Annotated in this window: 19 protein-coding genes and 1 pseudogene; 10 read left to right on the top strand and 10 right to left on the bottom strand. The window is 30.0% G+C overall.

The genetic code is table 11. The annotated features are described in order from the left end of the window. Positions 1-214: 214 nt before the first annotated feature. The 3 genes from EO083_RS06910 to EO083_RS06900 form a co-directional block, all read right to left on the bottom strand. Entirely contained in the window at positions 215-2,221 is a 2,007-nt protein-coding gene (locus EO083_RS06910; RefSeq protein ID WP_126993428.1) for a methyl-accepting chemotaxis protein, read from the bottom strand. 884 nt (positions 2,222-3,105) lie between these two features. Next, positions 3,106-3,948 (bottom strand): DUF4438 domain-containing protein, encoded by an 843-nt coding sequence (locus EO083_RS06905; RefSeq protein WP_126993427.1) that lies wholly within the window; start codon positions 3,946-3,948, stop codon positions 3,106-3,108. Positions 3,949-3,961: 13 nt separating this feature from the next. After that, positions 3,962-5,275 carry an MATE family efflux transporter gene (locus EO083_RS06900; RefSeq protein ID WP_126993426.1) on the bottom strand — a complete coding sequence of 438 codons (1,314 nt, stop codon included), beginning with the start codon at positions 5,273-5,275 and terminating at the stop codon, positions 3,962-3,964. Between the two features lie 132 nt (positions 5,276-5,407). On the opposite strand from EO083_RS06900, the gene EO083_RS06895 reads away from it, so the two are divergent. From EO083_RS06895 to EO083_RS06875, 5 genes are all read left to right on the top strand, one after another. Further along, complete coding sequence (locus tag EO083_RS06895; protein WP_126993425.1) at positions 5,408-5,680, top strand: sodium/glutamate symporter family protein; 273 nt, start codon at positions 5,408-5,410, stop codon at positions 5,678-5,680. A gap of 17 nt (positions 5,681-5,697) precedes the next feature. After that, positions 5,698-5,955, top strand: coding sequence for a hypothetical protein (locus EO083_RS06890; RefSeq protein WP_126993424.1), 258 nt, complete (start codon positions 5,698-5,700; stop codon positions 5,953-5,955). Next, positions 5,913-6,740 (top strand): sodium/glutamate symporter family protein, encoded by an 828-nt coding sequence (locus EO083_RS06885; protein WP_126993423.1) that lies wholly within the window; start codon positions 5,913-5,915, stop codon positions 6,738-6,740. The genes EO083_RS06890 and EO083_RS06885 overlap by 43 nt, the downstream gene beginning before the upstream one ends. 132 nt (positions 6,741-6,872) lie before the next feature. Next, positions 6,873-7,904 (top strand): L-threonine 3-dehydrogenase, encoded by a 1,032-nt coding sequence (tdh, locus tag EO083_RS06880; protein WP_126993422.1) that lies wholly within the window; start codon positions 6,873-6,875, stop codon positions 7,902-7,904. 11 nt (positions 7,905-7,915) lie between these two features. Then, the gene (locus EO083_RS06875) at positions 7,916-9,091 is read left to right on the top strand and encodes a glycine C-acetyltransferase (RefSeq protein WP_004101993.1); all 1,176 of its coding nucleotides are present in this window, start codon (positions 7,916-7,918) and stop codon (positions 9,089-9,091) included. 33 nt (positions 9,092-9,124) lie between these two features. On the opposite strand, the gene EO083_RS06870 is transcribed toward EO083_RS06875, so the two are convergent. After that, positions 9,125-9,817 carry a glycerophosphodiester phosphodiesterase family protein gene (locus EO083_RS06870; RefSeq protein WP_126993421.1) on the bottom strand — a complete coding sequence of 231 codons (693 nt, stop codon included), beginning with the start codon at positions 9,815-9,817 and terminating at the stop codon, positions 9,125-9,127. A gap of 282 nt (positions 9,818-10,099) precedes the next feature. On the opposite strand from EO083_RS06870, the gene EO083_RS06865 reads away from it, so the two are divergent. Next, a complete protein-coding gene (locus EO083_RS06865) occupies positions 10,100-11,440 on the top strand; it encodes a GGDEF domain-containing protein (RefSeq protein WP_241230005.1) in 1,341 nt (446 codons plus the stop codon). Here EO083_RS06865 and EO083_RS06860 read toward each other — a convergent pair whose 3' ends face one another. Together EO083_RS06860 and EO083_RS06855 are read right to left on the bottom strand one after the other, a co-directional pair. Further along, entirely contained in the window at positions 11,441-12,430 is a 990-nt protein-coding gene (locus tag EO083_RS06860; RefSeq protein ID WP_126993419.1) for an alpha/beta hydrolase, read from the bottom strand. It abuts the gene before it with no gap. After that, on the bottom strand, positions 12,423-13,322 hold the full coding sequence (locus tag EO083_RS06855; protein WP_126993418.1) for an alpha/beta hydrolase family protein: 900 nt from the start codon (positions 13,320-13,322) through the stop codon (positions 12,423-12,425). Before EO083_RS06855 ends, EO083_RS06860 begins: the two co-directional genes overlap by 8 nt. A gap of 38 nt (positions 13,323-13,360) precedes the next feature. Between EO083_RS06855 and EO083_RS06850 the strand changes: the two genes are divergently transcribed. Together EO083_RS06850 and EO083_RS06845 are read left to right on the top strand one after the other, a co-directional pair. Beyond that, a complete protein-coding gene (locus tag EO083_RS06850; RefSeq protein ID WP_126993417.1) occupies positions 13,361-13,798 on the top strand; it encodes a methylated-DNA--[protein]-cysteine S-methyltransferase in 438 nt (145 codons plus the stop codon). Continuing rightward, entirely contained in the window at positions 13,753-14,337 is a 585-nt protein-coding gene (locus EO083_RS06845) for a nucleotidyltransferase family protein (RefSeq protein ID WP_126993416.1), read from the top strand. The genes EO083_RS06850 and EO083_RS06845 overlap by 46 nt, the downstream gene beginning before the upstream one ends. On the opposite strand, the gene EO083_RS06840 is transcribed toward EO083_RS06845, so the two are convergent. From EO083_RS06840 to EO083_RS06830, 3 genes are all read right to left on the bottom strand, one after another. Then, a complete protein-coding gene (locus EO083_RS06840; RefSeq protein ID WP_373277310.1) occupies positions 14,328-15,488 on the bottom strand; it encodes an MFS transporter in 1,161 nt (386 codons plus the stop codon). The genes EO083_RS06845 and EO083_RS06840 overlap by 10 nt on opposite strands. Before the next feature lie 116 nt (positions 15,489-15,604). Then, on the bottom strand, positions 15,605-16,507 hold the full coding sequence (locus tag EO083_RS06835) for a right-handed parallel beta-helix repeat-containing protein (protein ID WP_126993414.1): 903 nt from the start codon (positions 16,505-16,507) through the stop codon (positions 15,605-15,607). 15 nt (positions 16,508-16,522) lie between these two features. Further along, a complete protein-coding gene (locus tag EO083_RS06830) occupies positions 16,523-16,876 on the bottom strand; it encodes a hypothetical protein (protein WP_126993413.1) in 354 nt (117 codons plus the stop codon). A gap of 534 nt (positions 16,877-17,410) precedes the next feature. On the opposite strand from EO083_RS06830, the gene EO083_RS10110 reads away from it, so the two are divergent. Beyond that, positions 17,411-17,542, top strand: a complete 132-nt coding sequence (locus EO083_RS10110) for a hypothetical protein (RefSeq protein ID WP_277600366.1) — start codon at positions 17,411-17,413, stop codon at positions 17,540-17,542. A gap of 190 nt (positions 17,543-17,732) precedes the next feature. After that, positions 17,733-18,380 (top strand): annotated as a pseudogene (locus tag EO083_RS10165) (transposase); the annotation flags it as partial. 308 nt (positions 18,381-18,688) lie between these two features. Here EO083_RS10165 and EO083_RS06810 read toward each other — a convergent pair. Further along, the gene (locus EO083_RS06810; protein ID WP_126993411.1) at positions 18,689-19,303 is read right to left on the bottom strand and encodes a phosphatase PAP2 family protein; all 615 of its coding nucleotides are present in this window, start codon (positions 19,301-19,303) and stop codon (positions 18,689-18,691) included. Between the last annotated feature and the right edge of the window lie 3 nt (positions 19,304-19,306).

Here is a 19,306-nt window from a genome sequence, read left to right as displayed (position 1 = left end):
GGTACAAAAATAATTTTAGCAGGTGTAGCCCTTTTTTTATATTCTAATTTAACCTACTTTTTACATTGGCCAGGGTCTCTAGAAATTACTATTAAAGCATATTACAATATAGACGTTAATTTACATGAAGATAATTTAAGAATTATAATCAAATTTAATTAATTTATTACCATCCAAGAAGAGGTATTTACACAAAAAATTACAGGCTACCTTATTATATTTTAAATTTTTGGATTAAATCGTTCAATTCAGAAGCCAATGAACTTAACTCTTGTGCTAAAGCACTCACATTTTGAGTTGCTCCTGTCTGTTGATTTACCACACTTAACATCCCTTCTATCTGTTGTGATAATTCCATCATTGATTTTGATGACATATCCATTGCGCTACTTATTTCTTCTGCTGCGGCTCCTTGCTCTTGCGCACTCGCTGCCAAACTTTCTATTTCTGTTGACATACTTGTTACTTCGTATGTTATTTTTTCAAATTGCTTTACTATTGTGTCAGATTGATCACTAATATTTTCAACTAATTCTACAACTCTCTTTGTTGCTTCATCAGCCTTTATTGCTCCTTGACTTATCTGTTCTAATATCTGACCTATCTTAGTAGTTGCATTTTTACTTTCTTCTGCAAGTTTTCTAATTTCATCAGCAACCACTGCAAATCCTTTTCCTGCTTCCCCGGCTCTTGCTGCTTCTATTGCTGCGTTTAATGCAAGAAGATTTGTCTGCTCTGCTATTGAATTTATTGCTTCCAATATTACCCCTATATTCTTTACTTGATTGCTTAAGTCATCTACAACACTTACAGTTTCTTCTCCCATTCCCCTTGCCTCTTTTATCATTTGTGCAATTTTTTCTATTGCTTTATCTCCCTCTTTTACTGCTTCAGCTACCTGTTCCGATCTTTCACTAAGTTGCTCAGCTGCCTTTGATACTGTTTGCACGCTTGCTGCCACTTCCTCAACACCACTTGTTACTTCTTCTATTGAAGCTGACATATTTTGTGTTGCTTTATTTGCCTCTTCCATTTGAGATAACATCTCTTCTGATGATGCTCCTAATTCTTCTGCTACCGCTGAAAGTTCTGACGCTGATTCATTTACTTCTATTGATGCCTTGTTTATTAATGTCATTGCCTCTCTTATTAAATCTGCCATATTGTGTAATTCTTTTGCCATGTGTGCTATTTCATCATTTCCTTTTGTTTCAAATTGTACTGTCAAATCACCTTTTCCAAACTTTATTACTGTTTCTGCTAATTTATTTAATGGTTTTGTAAAGCTTAATGCTACAAAGAATATTATTATTGCTATTGCTACATTTAATATTACAAACATCATTATTACTACTTTTATTAACTTATTTGTATTTGCCAGCAGTTCATTTTCAGGAACTGCGACTGCTACTGCCCAGCCATTTGCTGCTTTTATTGGCGTATAATATACATAATTTGTTGAGCCATCATCTCTCTTTGACTTAAAATATCCACTTTCTCCAGCAAGAATTTGTTTTGAAGTTTTCTCAAGATCAGGCATACCCGCTTTAGACGCTTCTTTTATATTTAATTTCATCAAATATTTTCCAGTTGTATCACTAATTATTAAACCAGAAGAATCGGCTATCCAAGCAAATGCTGATTGAGTTATCTTATTAAGTTCATCAAGTAAATCATCAAATGAGTCAGATTTTACACTGGCACCTAATAAACCAATTGTTCTATTATTTTGATCTTTTACAGCTACTGCAACAACGAATACATTTTGACCTGTTGCTTTTGATATTAGTCCATCACTAATTGCAATATCAGCACCTTGCTTCATAATCTTCTTAAAATAGTCACGGTTAGAAATGTTTGCAGTAACACCAAAAGTTGTTATAGCCTTTCCATCAGGGTAAGCTATAAATAAAGATTCATAATATGGATTTTTAGCAACCTTAGGTTTTAATTCATCTTCAACAAATTCTTTCCAATTTCCATATTTTAACGCATCAATAGTAATACTTAAATCAGAAATAGATTTAATTTCCTTAGCAATAGCGTTAATTCTCTCACTAATTAAAGCAGCTTTACTTTCAACCAAGTTTTTAGTTGATCGAGCAGCAGAATCTACAGCATTTGTTTTTACCTGAAAATAGGTTACAAGTGCAATAATAAGTGATAAAGCAATAACAGGAGTTAAAATAAATACTAGCATCTTTTTTCGAAGTGATCTCACACACTTCCGCCTCCTTAAGTAGGATTTTCGTTCTTTACTGGATAAAACTCAATGATCTCATCTCTTACTTTTAATAGACTATCAACAAGTTTTGGCTTATACAATATTCCAGTTAACTCCTTTATTACTTTGAATACGCCGTAAAGAAAACTTGATAAATTGACTTTTACTTGCTATTTGCATAGGCTATCCACTATGATTGTTATCCTTACCTACATAGATGATTTTCATCTTTTGACCTTTCTGTGTACACACACCCATATCATCTCTACTATAGTGTTTTTTTTATCTTCACTCTTACTGAAAAACACAGAAAGTACAATTCTCCATCGAAAAATTGAATAAAATAAAGAATTTTTGTATAACATAGATATTCTTTAACACTTTTTTATATCACAAAATAAATAACAATTCAAGCTACAAATAATAGCAATCTATAATATTTTTTAATTTACTGTTACAAAATTTGTTACAAATTTTGGCTTACGTTTAAAACTAGAAATGAAAAATAGGATAAATTGTAGAATATAAACAATTATTTGCTTTGATTTGAAAGTATAACTCTACAAAACCAACGAACAAAATTTAAAAATAACAATAACAAATTTATGTTTTATAAAGTAGAAGAGAGCAAATATTAACTATTATCAATGGTTTTTATTAATAAACAGAAAATTTATTTTTTCAATATATCTAATGGTTCTATTGTCCTATCCTCAATAATACATTGACACTTTTAGACATGTTATTTCCTTATTTTATATTTTAGTTAAACTTTAGAAAAATTCAGAAAGATTTAAATATATTAAAAAATAAGACTTCCAAGCTAACATAAAAACTAACTTAGAAGTCTTATTTAAATTAATTAATAGTTTTTTAAATGCCTAAAATAGTTCTTTAATATTCATTTGCGATACTTTTTTTGGAACAATTAAATCCTTAGCAGATGTCATAATAACAACGATACCAGGCCCATGTCCTGTTTGTACACAATTTGAATGTACAACTACTCCAATAGACACTGCTCCTTTTCTAAAACCTCCAACTCCAAAACCGCTATAATGATCTTTGATTGCTACTATATCTCCAATTTTTATTTTATCAATTCCATATCTTTTTATTTCTTCCATATCATGAGTATTTATATCATAGTCGGTTCCTGCGGGATTTGAAGAGCCTATTCCTGAACCGGTAAGATGCGCTGGAATTTCTGCAGTAACAGGAACTATTAATTTCCCATCTTTTTCTTCAATTGGTAATTTTTCAAATAACTCTGGATCAATATTAAATACTTTTACACCAGGATAATCTAAAAGTTCTAAACCTTGACCCCATGCTTTGATTTGTATCTTATCTCCTACTCTCAACTTTTCTTTTTCAGGAAAATAGACTAAAATATGGTTTATTCCACCATGCTTTCCTATCACAAAACCTTTCATTCCTTTAGCATCACCAGAAATAACCACTGCTTCATTTCCTATACAAGCCAAGGTCATACAAGTTGAATTAAGTTTGTCATTACTATTTTTAGTTGAAACATCCGGCTCAATATGATCACCATGCATTTTAAATGCATTATCACCTAACCCAAAATTATAAGTTATCCCACCAACGCCAGGAAAATAAAATGCATTCCCTTCACCATCAAGAACCGGTGTTCTAACTACAGGATGCGCTACTTCAACCATTATCGAAAGCTTAACTACTTTTTCTTTATTAGTAAGCATTTTTGCCACCTCCCTATACTCTTTTATATTTCCAATCACCTTTCTTGTAAAAATAGATCGCTATTAAAAATTCTGCAATATCTCCAAACGTAAATGACAGCCATAACCAGATAATTGATAATTTTAGTATATATGAAAAAATATACATAAGCGGAATCTGAACAATCCATCTTGAGAAAAGACTCATAAAAAAGTATGGCATGTTATAGCCTGAACCAGTAAATACAATGCTTATACCAATACCGTATCCAAGAAAAACTAACCCCATTACACTATATCTTAAAAACAACACTCCTATATTTATTATCTCACTTTCTTTGGTAAACAATTGCATCATTTCTGGGGCAAATACAACTATGAGAATTACAAAAATAAATGTCAAAGTAGCTGTAAGCCATCCGGATACTTTAGCAACTTTTTCTGCACGTTCTACCTTTTCTGCCCCAAGCGTTTGACCAATTATTGCAGAGCCTCCCATTAAAAGTCCCATTAGTGGCATGAATAAAAATCCAAAAATTCTTCCACCAATTGTATATGCTGAAACTGCTGTTGTACCATACCTAGATACAAAATAAAGTATTATTGCTCCAGACATATTCCTCATAAAAACCTCAAATCCATTTGGCAAACCTATAGTTATGAGCTTTTTATCAATCTCCAAATTAAGTTTAAATAAGCCTTTTATTGAAGGTTTAATATTTTCAATACCGCTAAACAAAAAGTAAAAACCTATTAAAAATGCTACTGTTTGAGAAACAATAGTTGCCCATGCAGCACCAGAAACACCTAAATTCAAACCTTTTAATCCTAAAACAGGAACCTTTTCAAACATAAAAATAGGGTCCAAAATTATATTCAATATACTTGACAAAATCATCAGATTCATTGGCGTCTTTGAATCTCCAATACTTCTTAAAGCAGTATTCACAGAATAAGATGAAAACATAATTGGCAAGAAAAATATTCTTATATATCCATATTCAATCCCTAGCCTTATAACTTCATTTTCATCTGAAAATAACGCCAATATTGGTTTTAAAAAAACAAAAAGGGAAAGACTACCTAATAACGCCACTAAGAATTTAAAGGTTATAGTCTGTTCTATAGCCAAATTAGTTCGCTTGTAGTCTTTTTTTCCAAAACTTTGCGAAATTAGAGAAATTGAACTTACTCCAATAATTTCATTTAATGCCTCAACAACCCAAAAAACTGTTGAGAAAATTCCTACACCTGCAATTGCCTTTGATGATATTTTTCCAATCCAGAAAAGGTCAACAACGTCATAAAACATCTGAAAAGAAAAGCCAATTGCAGTAGGAAGTCCCATAACCAAAATTTGCTTTAATATATTTCCTCTTGTTAGGTCTTTTGCTGGAATATTTTCACCTCCTAAAAAGGATTATAACATTTAATATGATATAATTCTATTTGCTAACAAAATATATAAGGGGGTATCTACATGTTTACAGCAACAGTTAATACATTTTTCGTAATTTCTATATTATTTGCAACTGCTATACTTTTAAAAAGATTTATTCCCCTTTTAAGAAAAATAATCATTCCAAATTCAATTTTAGCAGGTTTTTTGGGATTTTTACTAGGTCCAAATTTACTTAAATTAGTAAAAATCGATGTAGATTTTCTTGGAAAAATCATATATCACCTCATGGCCATTGGATTTATAGCTCTAGCTCTTAGAAAAGTTGAAAAAATGGCCAAAAAAGTTATTTAGGTGCTGGGTTAATAATAGTGGGAACATATCTTTTCCAAGGCATATTAGGTGTTTCATTAGGTTTTGTCATTAATTTATTTAACAAAGATTTTTCTCCTGCAATTGGATATCTAATACCATTGGGTTTTGGACAAGGCCCTGGGCAAGCTTATTCAATAGGACTACAATGGGAGACTCTTGGTCTTAACAGTGGAAGTTCGATAGGTCTTGCAATTGCAGCTGCCGGCTTTGGATGGGCAACAGTAGGTGGATTGGTTATACTCAACTTTTACTAGTAAAATGGAAAAAATCACACCAAAGAACACTCATTGAAAAGAAGGCTATAGAAGTAAGAGACTATGAATTTTCAGATATGGATGGAATGACAATTCAAATGGTCATTATAGGAATTGTATATTTTATTACATTCATACTTTTGAAAATGATAGAAGGTGTATTATCTCCATTTGGAAATGCAGGACAAACTTTTTCAACTGTTCTTTGGGGTTTCCATTTTGTTATTGGTGCAATTGTTGCAATGGTTTTTAGAAAATTATACGATAAATTAAAAGCTAAAAATATTGCAAAAGAAAACTACCTAAATAATTTCCTTCTGCACAGAATAGCCGGTGTAGTTTTTGATTTTATGGTTACTGCTTCAATTAGCGCTGTAGTTTTAGCAAAAATCCAAAAAGAATTTTGGGGAATTTTTATACTAACATTTACCGCAGGTATTTTAACTTATTTCTTTGTAATGATGCTTACAAAGAAAGTGTTTACAAAGAATGAAGTCGAAAACAGAATTGCATTCTTTGGTATGCTAACTGGAACAATTTCAACAGGTATGGCCCTTTTAAGAGAAGTAGATCCTGCACTAGAATCAGGTGCTGCAGAAAATTTGGTTTTTGGAAGTGGATTTTCAATGTTAGTTGGAGCCCCTCTAATTGTTATACTTAATTTCCCTGCTTTTGCTATTTCGAATAAAAAAAATATCTTAAATCTTTACGGTTTAATTGCAATGTTTTTATATGGCCTTTTATTACTAGTCATAGGAAAGATATTTTTAAGGTCCAAAAACTAAATAAATTAAGTAAAAATAACGACATATTTAATTTAAAAAGAATAATTTCACATAACAACCTACCATGTTTATTTACTTTATTTAACATAAGTTATATAATTTAACTGGATGTTAATTGAAAGGAGGATAAATATGAAAGCCATATTAAAAGAAACAGCGGGTCCTGGTTTTGTAATGAAAGAAGTTTCAAAGCCAGAAAAATTAGGTCCAAGAGAAGTTTTAGTAAAAATTAGGCGTGCTTCTATTTGTGGAACTGATGTACATATATACAAATGGGATGAATGGTCTCAATCAAGAATAAATCCACCACTTATAGTCGGCCACGAAATGGCAGGGGAAGTTGTTGCAATTGGTGATGCTGTAACCCAAGTAAAGGTTGGAGATCTAGTATCTGCAGAAACACACATTCCTTGCGAACATTGTGTGCAATGTAAAACTGGAAGAATGCACGTATGTAAAAACCTAGAGATATTAGGCGTTGACAGAAATGGGGTTTTTACAGAATACGCGGTCATTCCCGAAACAGTACTGTGGAGATTTTCAAAAGAAATTCCATTAGATTATGCTTCAGTTATGGAACCATTTGGAAATGCAATACATACGGCGCTTGTAACAGATCTTACAGGAAAAAAAGTTTTGATTACTGGCGCAGGTCCAATAGGTTTAATGGCAATACAGGTAGCAAAGGCCTCAGGTGCGAGTCTTGTTATAACCAGTGAAGTTGACCCAAATAGAATTCAAATGGCAAAGGAAAACGGTGCAGATATTGTAATTAACCCAGCAGAGCAAGATTTAGTAAAAAGTATATATACAATAACAGATGATGGTGTAGACATATTACTTGAAATGAGCGGAAATAAAAAGGCTTTAGAAGATGGATTAAAATGTGTAACAATGGGAGGAGAAGCTTCACTGCTTGGAATTTTTGGTGGTAGCATCGACATCAATATAGATTCTCTTGTCATAATGAGGGGAATCACTATATATGGAATCACAGGAAGAAAAATGTTTGATACATGGAAAGTTGCAGATGAACTTTTAAGAAGTAAAAAGGTTGACCTTTCAAAAGTTGTAACTCATGTTATTCCGTTTGAAAATTGGGAAAAAGGCTTCGAATTAATGTTAAACAAACAATGTGGAAAAGTTGTTTTAAATCTTGATTAGGGGGTGTAAATATGTTTGATTATTCTATTTTTTCAAAAGAGCTTGAAAACTTAAAAGAACAAGGTCTTTACACATACATTAAAACTCTTGAGTCACCACAAGGCGCATGGTTAACGATCAATGGTAAAAAAGTACTAAATTTGTGTTCAAACAACTATTTAGGATTTGCAAATGAAGAACGCCTCAAAAAAGCAGCAATAGAAGCAATTGAAAAATGGGGAGTAGGTCCTGGCGCAGTAAGAACCATTGCAGGTACTTTTTCCTTGCATAACGAACTTGAAAAAACTCTTGCTGAATTTAAAAAAGTAGAAGCAACAATATTCTTACAATCAGGATTTGTTGCAAACCAAGCTGTTATCCCTGCAATAACTAATGAAGAAGATGCAATATTGTCTGATGAACTTAACCACGCAAGTATAATAGATGGAGTAAGACTTTCCAAGGCAAAAAGGTACGTATGGAAACACAGAGATGTTAAAGATCTTGAAGAAAAATTAAAAGAAGCAAAGGATGCAAGAAGAAAGCTAATTATAACCGATGGTGTATTTAGTATGGATGGAGATCTTGCTCCTCTTCCAGAAATTGTTGAACTTGCCGAAAAGTACAACGCAATGGTCATGGTAGATGATGCTCATGGTGAAGGAGTGCTTGGAAGCCACGGTAGAGGAATTGTGGACCACTTTGGGCTTCACGGACGAGTTGATATAGAAATCGGAACACTATCAAAGGCATTCGGTGTACTAGGAGGATATGTAGCAGGCAAAAAGGAACTTATTGATTATCTTAAACAAAAAGCAAGACCATTCTTGTTCAGTAGTCCACTATCACCTGCCGATACAGCAGCAGCACTTGAAGCTACCAAAATACTTCAAGAATCAGATGATAGGGTAAAAAGACTTTGGGATAACGCAAAGTATTTCAAAGAAGAAATGAAAAAATTAGGATTTGACACAGGTGAAAGTGAAACTCCTATAACTCCAGTTATGCTATACGATGCAAAATTATCCACTAACTTTAGTAAAGAACTTTTCGAAGAAGGAATCTTTGCACAATCAATAGGATATCCAACCGTTCCAAAAGGAAAAGCAAGAATCAGAGTAATGATAAGTGCTGTTCACACAAAAGAAGATCTTGACTTTGCCCTTGAAAAATTTGAAAAAGTTGGAAAAAAATTAGGTGTTATATGAAAGCAATAAACCTCCGAAGGAAACTTCGGAGGTTTATTTTCTTATGTATTCAACCATTTTTTCAACTGAATTTGTAATTATAATATCCGTAAAGTTTTTAATTACCTCAACCTCTTCTATTTTATTCACCGTCCAAAAGACAATCTTTTTTCCTATTCCTTTTAGATATTCTATCAACGCAAAAAATTTCTCTTTATCAATATAAAACAACTCAATTGGAAGATGAGCACTATATATACTATGATTTTCAAAAAGTTCTTTTATATCTTCAAAACTCAAATTTTGGTGTCTTTCATCAAATAAAAGCCCGAATTTCTCATCTTTATACTTTTCAGCACATCTCAATATAATTTCATGTTCAAATGAGCTAAAGATTATATCATGCTTTTTGTTTTCAATAACGTATTCTACTATTTTTTCTCCCTTTTCTTTATCCTTTACTTCCACATTTATTAATTTTTCTTTTGGCAAAACATTGAATACTTCAACAAGTTCAGGTACTGGTGCTACCTCTTTAATATCTTTCAAAAAAGATTTTGTTACATCTAAATCCACACTAAATACCCTTTTTAGATTAGAATCATGTGTTACAACAATTTTCTCATCTAACGTCATATAGACATCAAGTTCTACGCCATCTGCTCCATAATCAATTGCGCCTTTAAATGAATCGATAGTATTTTCAATATACTTTTCAGGATAGCCTCTATGCCCCAAAATCATCATGCATCTCACCTCTCATATTATAGTTGAAAAAATAAAAAAATACTGTTAAAATAATTACGTAATAAGGGGGTAATAAAAATTAAAACTTCAATAAAAATTGCTTTAACTTTAGTGTTTTCATCTATTTTTGTTTTAGTTTTAATAAATTTATATAATTATTCCTTAAAAGTTGAAGGGATAAAAATCGAAAGTTTTTCCGTTGTTGAAAACTCTAATAAATATAGCAAAAATTTAAAAATTCCTTTTTTCTTTTTGCTAAAAAAGCCCTCAAGTATTTCTTTAGTGACAAAGTTGGATAATGTACCTAAAAATTCATATCTATATATCCTTCAGGTTGATGCTTCCTATATTGAAATATATATTAATGACATATTAATTAAAAAAATAGGGTATAAAAACAAAATAGGACACTTTTTTTATTCACCATTTTTAATAACCTTGCCGGATGAATCTAGAGAATTAAAAATAAAAATGTCAGGAACATATGAGCTAGGTATCGACTTTCCAATATTTATAATCCAAGAGCAACAACTTCCAAAATATTGGACATTAAAAATTTTAACATTTTATCTAGTAATATTTTTGATGGGAACACTGTTATCACTTTCAATTATATTACTCTTATTTTCCATTAATTCAAAAAGAAACGAAAAGAAATTATTCTTACATTTTTCATTAGCTTCTATTCTTGGATCAATATGGCTCTTTGATACACTCCCACTTTCAGTTTTTGATTCATTAGAAAATTTTACTTTATTTAAAAAAATAACTTTAGTTAGTCTTTACCTATCTTTTTTATTCCTTTCAAAAGGCAGTTTTATATACTTTAACTACAATGGATTATTTGGTAAAATCTTAACTTTCCTTTATTATCTTTCATGTATTATCTTAATATCTTCACCTTCAGTCTACCACACTCACACATTTCACAATTACCTTTCTGTAATTTTTGTTCTTAATGCAGTATTTTTGATTTATCTTTTTTTCAAGTCAAACACAAAAAAATCACTTACTTTACTCTTCATTTTATCATCATTTATTTTAACAGCAATACATGATGTCATTGTTCTAATCTTTGATATCGAAACCAAATTTTTAAGTCCTTTAGGTGTTCTTATATTATTTTTTGTATTTTCATATATAATTATCTCAAGTTATAAAGAAACTGTAAAAGAAAAGCACATATACTATAAAAAAAGTGTTTTTGACAATCTAACAAAGGCATATAATAGAAATATATTTGACTTTGAAAAATTCGATGAATCTGATCTTTTTATATACATCGATATTAATAAACTAAAAGAAATAAACGATACTCTCGGACATAAATATGGTGATAAAGTACTAAAAAAATTCTCGCAAATCGTCAAAAATAACATAAGAAAAGATGATCTACTAATCAGACTTGGCGGCGATGAATTCCTTATTGTCCTTAAAAATTGTTCTAAGAGAAAAGGAAAAATAACAATTAATAGAATACTAAATGAATTTAGAAAAAGCGATGAAACATCTCCTACCTTTTCATGGGGAATAATTAGATACCAGAGTTCGCTTGAAAAAACCCTTGAATCTGGTGATCTACTTATGTACAAAATGAAAAATAAATATAAATACAAGAATTAATTATTTTTCTTCAAATTTAATCTTCTCCATTAATCTTGCTTGTCTTCTAAATTCATTTGCATCCATTTCCTTTAAAATAAATCTTGCAAGAAAATATTGAAAAGGCAGCCACGTAACATGTCCAGAGAATATAACATGCCTTCTTGGTTTTCCAAGCATCTCCCACAACATTTTTCTAGTCGATTTTGGCAAAGCTTTATCAAACAAGGCCTCAATAAATATAATTCTTTCAGTCTTTACAAATTTTGCGTACGCAATTGGATCTATTTTCAAGAATGGATGTATATCACTTTGCTGCATTTGCTTTACATTTTCAAATTTTTTCAATTTTTCTATATCATTCTTGAACCTCTCCAAAAATTCTTCTTTATGTATTATATCTCCACCAAAACCTTTTTTTATTTCTCTTCTCATAAAAGCAAGCGTTGGCGAGTACCAAATTAACGTTCCAACATCACCACCGGTTGTCATCAAAATAGTCTTTTTAAAATCATCTGTCAACGAATTAAGTATTACACTTAACATCCCACCGAGACAAAATCCAAGCAAACAATTATTTTCATGCCACAAATTTAAATTTTTTGCAAGATTTAAAACACTTAATGTGTCAACAACTGCATGTTCCCAAAATCTAGTAGCACGTTCGACATCGGTTGAAAAATAATCTTTCCCACTTACTGATTTATTTGCTACTCTTGTAAAATTTCCAGGAAGTATTGGGACAATTGTTCTAACTCCTGCATTAGCAAGATGAGTACCCATCCAAAGTAAAAATGGAATATTACTTGTTCCCAATCCATGAAGAATCATTAAACTTCCAGCAATATCTTTTTTAGGTTCAAACAAGTAAGTTTCAACTATCTCTGTTCCCTTTTCTGCAAATTTATATTGAGTTGGAAATTTAATAAATGACACTCGAAAATTCTTTGATTTTAGTATATAACCAGATGTATATTCTGGCATTGAAAAATCAAAATCAAAACTAATCATATCCATCACCCTTTAAAAATTCAATTGTTTTTAGTAAAATACTTTTTGTTTTTTCATCTTTCAAGATAAACTCAAATCCATGATCCCCAAATGGATGAAGCAGTAACCTCGCTTTATTTGAGAAACTCCGCAACTTTTTGTACATTTTTACTGATGAGATATAAGGAACAACTTTATCTTTCATACCATGGACCAATAATATCGGCACACCACCTTTTTCTACATAAGAAATAGGCGAATAATATTTGTAAACATCTTTTGATTTTGACGGAAGTCTCTTTAAAGTTGTAGAAACCGCAAATCTTGCAAATAAAGATTCACTTTCCCATATATCTAGTAAATCACAGGGAGAATAATACGCAACTATATTTTCCAGTTCAACCTTTTGCTTCAATCCAAAGTACAAAGCAAGATGACCTCCAGCCGAAAGTCCCATTAAGCTTATCTTTTTAACACTTATATTATTCTTTACAAAATTATATGCATCTGATAAATCCTGCACAAGTTGCTCAATTTCATTTAGAAAACCGTATCTATAATCTATTGTGGCAACAATAAAACCTTTTGAGACAAGAAATCTATACCATGACATATTATTAGGTTGTCTTCTATATCCACTAATCCAGCCACCACCATGTGCAAATAAAATAAGATGTTCAGATTTTTCCTTTGGAAAATAGACATCAAGCCACAAATTTTTCTTATATTTAAAAGTCTCTTTCTTGCTCCACGGCTCCTTTTCAAGCTTAAAAGGCAACCTACCAAGTATAGACTTTCTAATAACTGGTATTTGCAGTATAAAAAGTATTAACAATGTAAGTCCGAAATTTACAAATGATAAAATTATCAAAAAAATGTACATAATATACTTTAATAAAACTTTTAAATTCATTCTATCACCTGGTATAATTATACCAAAGGAGTGAAAAAATGGAAAAAGGGATTGTAAATACAGAAATTGGTTCAATAATTATATATGTTAAAGATGACAAAGCAATTAGAATAGAATTTTCAAATGAATTTTTAAAAGAAATAGAATTAGGTATATTCACAAGTCAAATAAAAGAATACTTTGAAGGTAAAAGAAAAAAACTTTTGTTTGAAGTAGAAATTAATACAGGAAAAACATTTAAAAGAGTATGGGACTTTGTAAGAGAAATTCCATATGGCCAAACTATGACATATGGTCAAATAGCAAAAATATTAAATGTAAACCCAAGAGTTGTAGGTTTTGCAATGTCAAAAAATCCATTGCCTATTTACATTCCATGTCATAGAGTTGTTGGGAAAAACGATATACATGGTTTTACTGGAGGAAGAAAATGGAAAGAATATCTTTTGAATTTAGAATCTTCTCAGCAATATTAGCAGCTGGCAAAGGAGAAAGATTTCAAAATAACGTAAAAATTTTACATAGCATAAATGGAAAACCTATGCTTCAACACGTCATTAACGTTGTAAAATCTATAAATTTCGAAAAAAACTTTTTAATAGTTAATCCTCTTTGGAATAAGATTAATCATCACTTTGAAATCCCAGAAAATTTTACAATTTTAATAAATAAAGAGTATGAAAAAGGGATTTCAACTTCTTTAAAATTATTAATTAAAAACATTATCCCTTTTGAGCCTGATTACATTGCTATCTTTCTTGCAGATATGCCTTATATAAGTACTGACATAATATATAGCATTTTGCAAAAAATTGAAAATGAAGAAAAAATAATTGCCCCTTACTATAAAAATATTAAAGGCTTTCCAACAATAGTTCATAAAAGCTTATTTCAAAATATTTTAAACCTTGAGGGTGATCAAGGTATAAAACAAATAATTTATAAAAATCCAAATTTAGTAAAAAAGATAGAATTTAAAACAGACAAAGTTATAAAAGATATAGATCAACTATAAAATTCTGAATCTTTATCCTTCATCATCTTATAGAAAATATAAATCACTAATGCATTTATAAAGTAAAATATTGAACTTATTAAAAATATAATAGAATATCCACTTGAGCTAGTAGCTAGCACAGAAAACAACATTGCAGCAAAAGCTCTACTTGCGTTATTTGCGAAACTTCTTATTCCAGCAGTTGATGCAAGTATACTTTTTGGTAAGTATGATAAAACTAGAGTATTAAATATTGGATTTACCATATTCATTATTGTAAATCTTGCAACATATATAGTTGTAAAACTTATAGGTTCTCTAACAAAGGAAAGCATTAGTATCAATATTGGAACAGCAAGATTAGAAAGCATCAATACTTTAGCCGCTCCAAATTTCTTTCCTAACTTGTGGGAAAAGGTTGAGCCAATACTTGTTCCAAACTGTGCAAGAGCCAGTATAAAACCAATTATCGTTGCACTTAAAGCAAATAAATCATAGAATATGACATTCCCAAAATGAATAAATAGGCCTGCACCAAAACCTACACTTGCAGTTGAAAAAATATAAAATGCAAATATCTTCTTTTGAAATTCATCCATTTTTATTTTTTCTTTTAGAACTACAACTTCATTTATTTTAAGAATTGGAACAATGGCAAAAACTCTCAATATCATAGACCAAATCATTACATTTCTAAATCCAAAAACATCGCCCAAAAATCCTCCCAATGCATTTCCAAAAACACCTGTCAACATCCTTACTCCAAAATTCATTCCAAAAAATTTAGCTCTATTTTTGTTATGCGTACTTTCAACCAAAAATACATCAGTCAATATCATTATTGCAGAATTAAACCCACCAAATAAAAAAGAAGTAGCATAAAGCCAAGTCAAATTAACTGGAAATAATCTCATTACCGCAAATAATGCTCCAAGTGGTTGTACAAATAAAAGCATCTTTTTTCTACCGATTTTATCTGAAAGAATTCCCAAAAACACTGCAAGTATTGCTGAACCCCAAAGATTAAAAGACATTATTTTTCCAATAACAGAGTTATCATAACCAAAATTTTTCAAATATAAATTGAATAGTACTTGATATACATTTCTTGATATACCATTTAAGAACGTATAAAACACAATTCTTATTGGCACACTCAAAAAAATCAACTCCCAAAAATTAATTCGCCTAACAAACTAATTATACAATAAATATTAAAATTATCAACAAAAAAGTCGCTATGGAAAAAATTCCATAGCGACTCTTTAAAAATTCTTTTTATTTACTATTTCCAAAAATATTTTCCAAAACTTTCATTTGAAATTTCTGGAGACTGTAAAATATTAGAAAAACCTATAATTTTTCCAGAAAAACGTTTAAAGTTTGGACAAGAAGAACAATCATCTTTTTTAATTACAAAATTATATGAGTTATTTTTAAATGCATTTCCTACTAATTCTACTTCAGGGGAATTTGCAACTTTAAATGTTTCAACATTCATTTCGAATCTGTTGTTTATAAACTTTTGCTGTCCACTTAATATAATTGCTACGTTTTCATTTTCCATAAAGTCTGAATTGTAAATATATGACATTTTGTTATTTAAAATTAATCCATTTTTCATTCCTTTTATTTCAATATCATTTGCTACAAATATTGAATTTCCTGAAAGCATTATCCCAACACTGTTGAAACTCAAAGTAACTCTTTTATTTAAACTACTTTTATAATTTGTATCTTTGACACTCAAATTCGAGCCTTCCAAAAATGATTCTTCCTCTTTATCAGCTACACATGCTATTCCATATGCATTGTTAAGATTTATATCTACATCGCTCAATGAAAGTTTAGAATTTAAAAGTCCAATTCCAATTGAGTTTACTGATCCAATTTTCAAATTTTTTATTACAACATTTGAATTTTCAATATAAATTGTTGGACTCGAATTAAAAATATTTTCTGGATCTTTTCCAACATAGCTTAAATAAGTATCTTCTTCTCCTACTATAGTTATATTTTTAGATACTATCGATAAATTTTCTTTGTAAGTGCCGGCTTTCAAATAAATTATATCTCCATCTTTTGCCTTATCAATAGCTTGTTGAATATTACCCTCAACTATTATAGTTTCTGAAATAAGAATAACACTAAATACAATCAACAAAACAAGAATCAAACTTTTTTTCACAAAGATCCCCCCTTTTTAGTATCCCCAATTACACGGATAAACTCTTATTACATCCCAATCAAGACATTTCTTGCTTTCAGGTTTCCAACAAGCGCCATAACAACCTACAGAACAAATAAATACAGCAACTCTATTAGGAAGCACTTGACATGTCGTTTGACAAATATTTAAGCAAGTGCTATCTAAATATCCTGGTTTTTCTTCCCACTTTGTACATTTCGCATATACAACTGGTTCGGTCAAACTCTCATCACATTCTCTATCAAGTTTTGGAAATGACTTAGATACTATCATTTTAAAATCATAATATTGAGAAAAGATTGTCACAGATAATACTAAAAACAATAAAATCCCCCAAAATTTCCTCATAATCTCACCCTCCTCTTGTAATAATAGCCATTAAAATTTTTATATAATTTTACAACTCTCAATTAAAGGAATTCAAGTTTAATATATATTATTTTTATCTTAAATCCAAACTTTGAATTTGCCAATATTTTCCAATTATCTTTAAAAAAAAAAAAAATAACAACTGTTTTCTATTCCATCTATAATATTTCAATATTATTAAAAAACAACTAATTTTAGTTGTCTATTGACATATTAAATATATTATTGAATAAACAAAAACCATTATCAATAAAGCATATAATTATCTTTAAAAGTAAACAAAATAAAAACATTTTATATTTAATTAATTTATTGTTAATATTAGTAATCTTTCTATCAAGCTTTACTAAAACAATATAATAAAATATTTTATAGTTAAATTTTTTATTAATTTAATCAACAAAAATTTAATTAAATCACTGCGCCAACTCCAAGAAATGAAACACAAAAAAATTAATGAAAAAAAAACACCCCCGAAGTGGTACAATAAAACCAACAAGGGGGTGTTTTTCTTTGGCTAAGAAAGGTCAAAAATTTAGAAGGTATCCTTTGGATATAAAACAAGAAGTTATTAAGCTTTACACAGATGAAAAACTTCCTAAAAAGACTATTGCTTCTCTCTTGGGGGCCCCTAAAAGTAGATAGAGTATGATTGTGTATTGTGTATAAATAATTATCTAACATATGATACACTGAACTTACAAAAACGAGATTAGAGAACTATATTTTAGATACAAAGAAATATATGGATACAGGAGAATAATATGCAGCTCTCCTGAATAATTGGACAGAGAAAAAAGAGAGAGTATAATTTTTTATGAGGAGAGTGAAAGGTATGAGAAGAAAGTTTTCCGCTGAAGAAAATTATAGTTGTTCTTGAAGGTTTAATAGGTCAAAAAGCTATAGCTGAAATTTGTAGAGAACACGGTATTTCTCAAGGACAGTATTACAAGTGGAGAGATAAGTATTGGTGCAAAGTCTGCACTTGAAAATTTTTCCAATTCTTCTCAAGTAGACAATATCAAAGAAAGATACAAGAGCTTGAACAAATTATTGGTAAACAAGCTATCGTTATTGAGACACTAAAAAAAACAGTCATTCATCCTGGAGGAAAACAGTAAGTTTATTAATTGAAAAAGGATTCAGTATATCTGAAGCTGTAAGGTATTTGAAAATAAGTAGGAGTACGTATTATTATAAAACGAAAAAATACAAGAGAAAGAAAAATGATGCAAGTGTTCTTAAACTTATACAAAAGCTAAAGCAGGAACATCCATATTGGGGATATAGACATATTTGTGCTATGCTTAAAAAACAGCGAAAGAAAATCAATCACAAAAGAATCTACAGAATAATGAAAGAAAATGGATTACTTCTAAAGAAGCACATAAAGAAAGCAAAAAGAAGTTTTCAAAGAAAGATAATTTCAACCAGGCCAAGGCAGGTACTGGGAATAAACATGACGAAAGTAATGACGAAGGACGTAAAAATGGTACGAGGAATTTTACAATAGCAGATATCCACACAGTGCATTAAAATACAAAAACCCGCGAGAGGTATACGAAGAATACTTAAACTACACAAAAGTTTCTTGATTTCTGTCCAATTTTTCGGGGCGCATTACAAGATAATAGAATATCAGTAAGTGAAAGTAATAATATGAAGTTAGTGACAAACACAATAAAAAATGGCTCCGATAGAGTTCCGAAGCCATGCTGTTTAAAAAGTAAATTATTAACTTTTTTATTTGTACCATTTACAGGGTAAGTCCATATTATAGGGCGATTTATTTTAATTATAATAAAAACATCTCGAAATAGTATAACCAATAAATGCTCCAAAAATGACATCGCTTAGCCAGTGATAGTTTCCTACAACCCTTGATATTGAAAATAAAATAGGAAAAATATATAATCCTTTATTATACCTTTCAGCAAGCGGAGTAAATAGGGCCCAGGCAAATGAACTATGTCCGGAAGGAAAGGAAAAATTTTTATCATCAAAAGAAAAAGGTTTAAAAACAAAAGGGCTTTCATATGCATAAGGTCTTCCTCTGCCAATTGAAATTTTAAATGCATACGTTATTGCTGAAGTAAAAACAGTACTTTCAATTATTGTATATGAAAACAAAGGATCATCAAAATAAGCAATTCCTGCAACTAATGCAGTTAAAATTAAAAAATCTTTCTCACCTAAATTGTTAATTGTTTCAAAACAAAAATTATCAAATTTAGAAAGTTCTAACCCTTTAACTTTTCCATCAACCAAAAATGTAGTTGAAAATAGCAATGGCTCTTTAATATCAAACTGTATTGCTCTTATGTCCTTTTGTGTTTCATCCAAAATGTTAAATGAAAAAGAGAGCACCTGAAAAAAAAGTAAAACAAATAAAAATAACTTTTTCATTTA

It is taken from the genome of Thermosipho globiformans, assembly GCF_003990895.1.
Lineage (GTDB): Bacteria > Thermotogota > Thermotogae > Thermotogales > Fervidobacteriaceae > Thermosipho > Thermosipho japonicus.
The sequence above is the reverse complement of the archived record's forward strand: the minus strand, read 5'-3'. Positions and strand labels throughout refer to the sequence as shown.

Excerpts from the sequence above, each read along its gene's own strand:
- EO083_RS06885 (WP_126993423.1), top strand. The coding sequence starts at position 5,913 with ATGGGCAACAGTAGGTGGATTGGTTATACTCAACTTTTACTAGTAAAA.
- EO083_RS06810 (WP_126993411.1), bottom strand. The coding sequence starts at position 19,303 with ATGAAAAAGTTATTTTTATTTGTTTTACTTTTTTTTCAGGTGCTCTCT.
- tdh (WP_126993422.1), top strand. The coding sequence starts at position 6,873 with ATGAAAGCCATATTAAAAGAAACAGCGGGTCCTGGTTTTGTAATGAAA.
- EO083_RS06855 (WP_126993418.1), bottom strand. The coding sequence starts at position 13,322 with ATGAATTTAAAAGTTTTATTAAAGTATATTATGTACATTTTTTTGATA.
- EO083_RS06900 (WP_126993426.1), bottom strand. The coding sequence starts at position 5,275 with ATGGGACTTCCTACTGCAATTGGCTTTTCTTTTCAGATGTTTTATGAC.
- EO083_RS06860 (WP_126993419.1), bottom strand. The coding sequence starts at position 12,430 with ATGATTAGTTTTGATTTTGATTTTTCAATGCCAGAATATACATCTGGT.
- EO083_RS06875 (WP_004101993.1), top strand. The coding sequence starts at position 7,916 with ATGTTTGATTATTCTATTTTTTCAAAAGAGCTTGAAAACTTAAAAGAA.
- EO083_RS06895 (WP_126993425.1), top strand. The coding sequence starts at position 5,408 with ATGTTTACAGCAACAGTTAATACATTTTTCGTAATTTCTATATTATTT.
- EO083_RS06830 (WP_126993413.1), bottom strand. The coding sequence starts at position 16,876 with ATGAGGAAATTTTGGGGGATTTTATTGTTTTTAGTATTATCTGTGACA.
- EO083_RS06905 (WP_126993427.1), bottom strand. The coding sequence starts at position 3,948 with ATGCTTACTAATAAAGAAAAAGTAGTTAAGCTTTCGATAATGGTTGAA.
- EO083_RS06850 (WP_126993417.1), top strand. The coding sequence starts at position 13,361 with ATGGAAAAAGGGATTGTAAATACAGAAATTGGTTCAATAATTATATAT.
- EO083_RS06845 (WP_126993416.1), top strand. The coding sequence starts at position 13,753 with ATGGAAAGAATATCTTTTGAATTTAGAATCTTCTCAGCAATATTAGCA.
- EO083_RS06870 (WP_126993421.1), bottom strand. The coding sequence starts at position 9,817 with ATGATGATTTTGGGGCATAGAGGCTATCCTGAAAAGTATATTGAAAAT.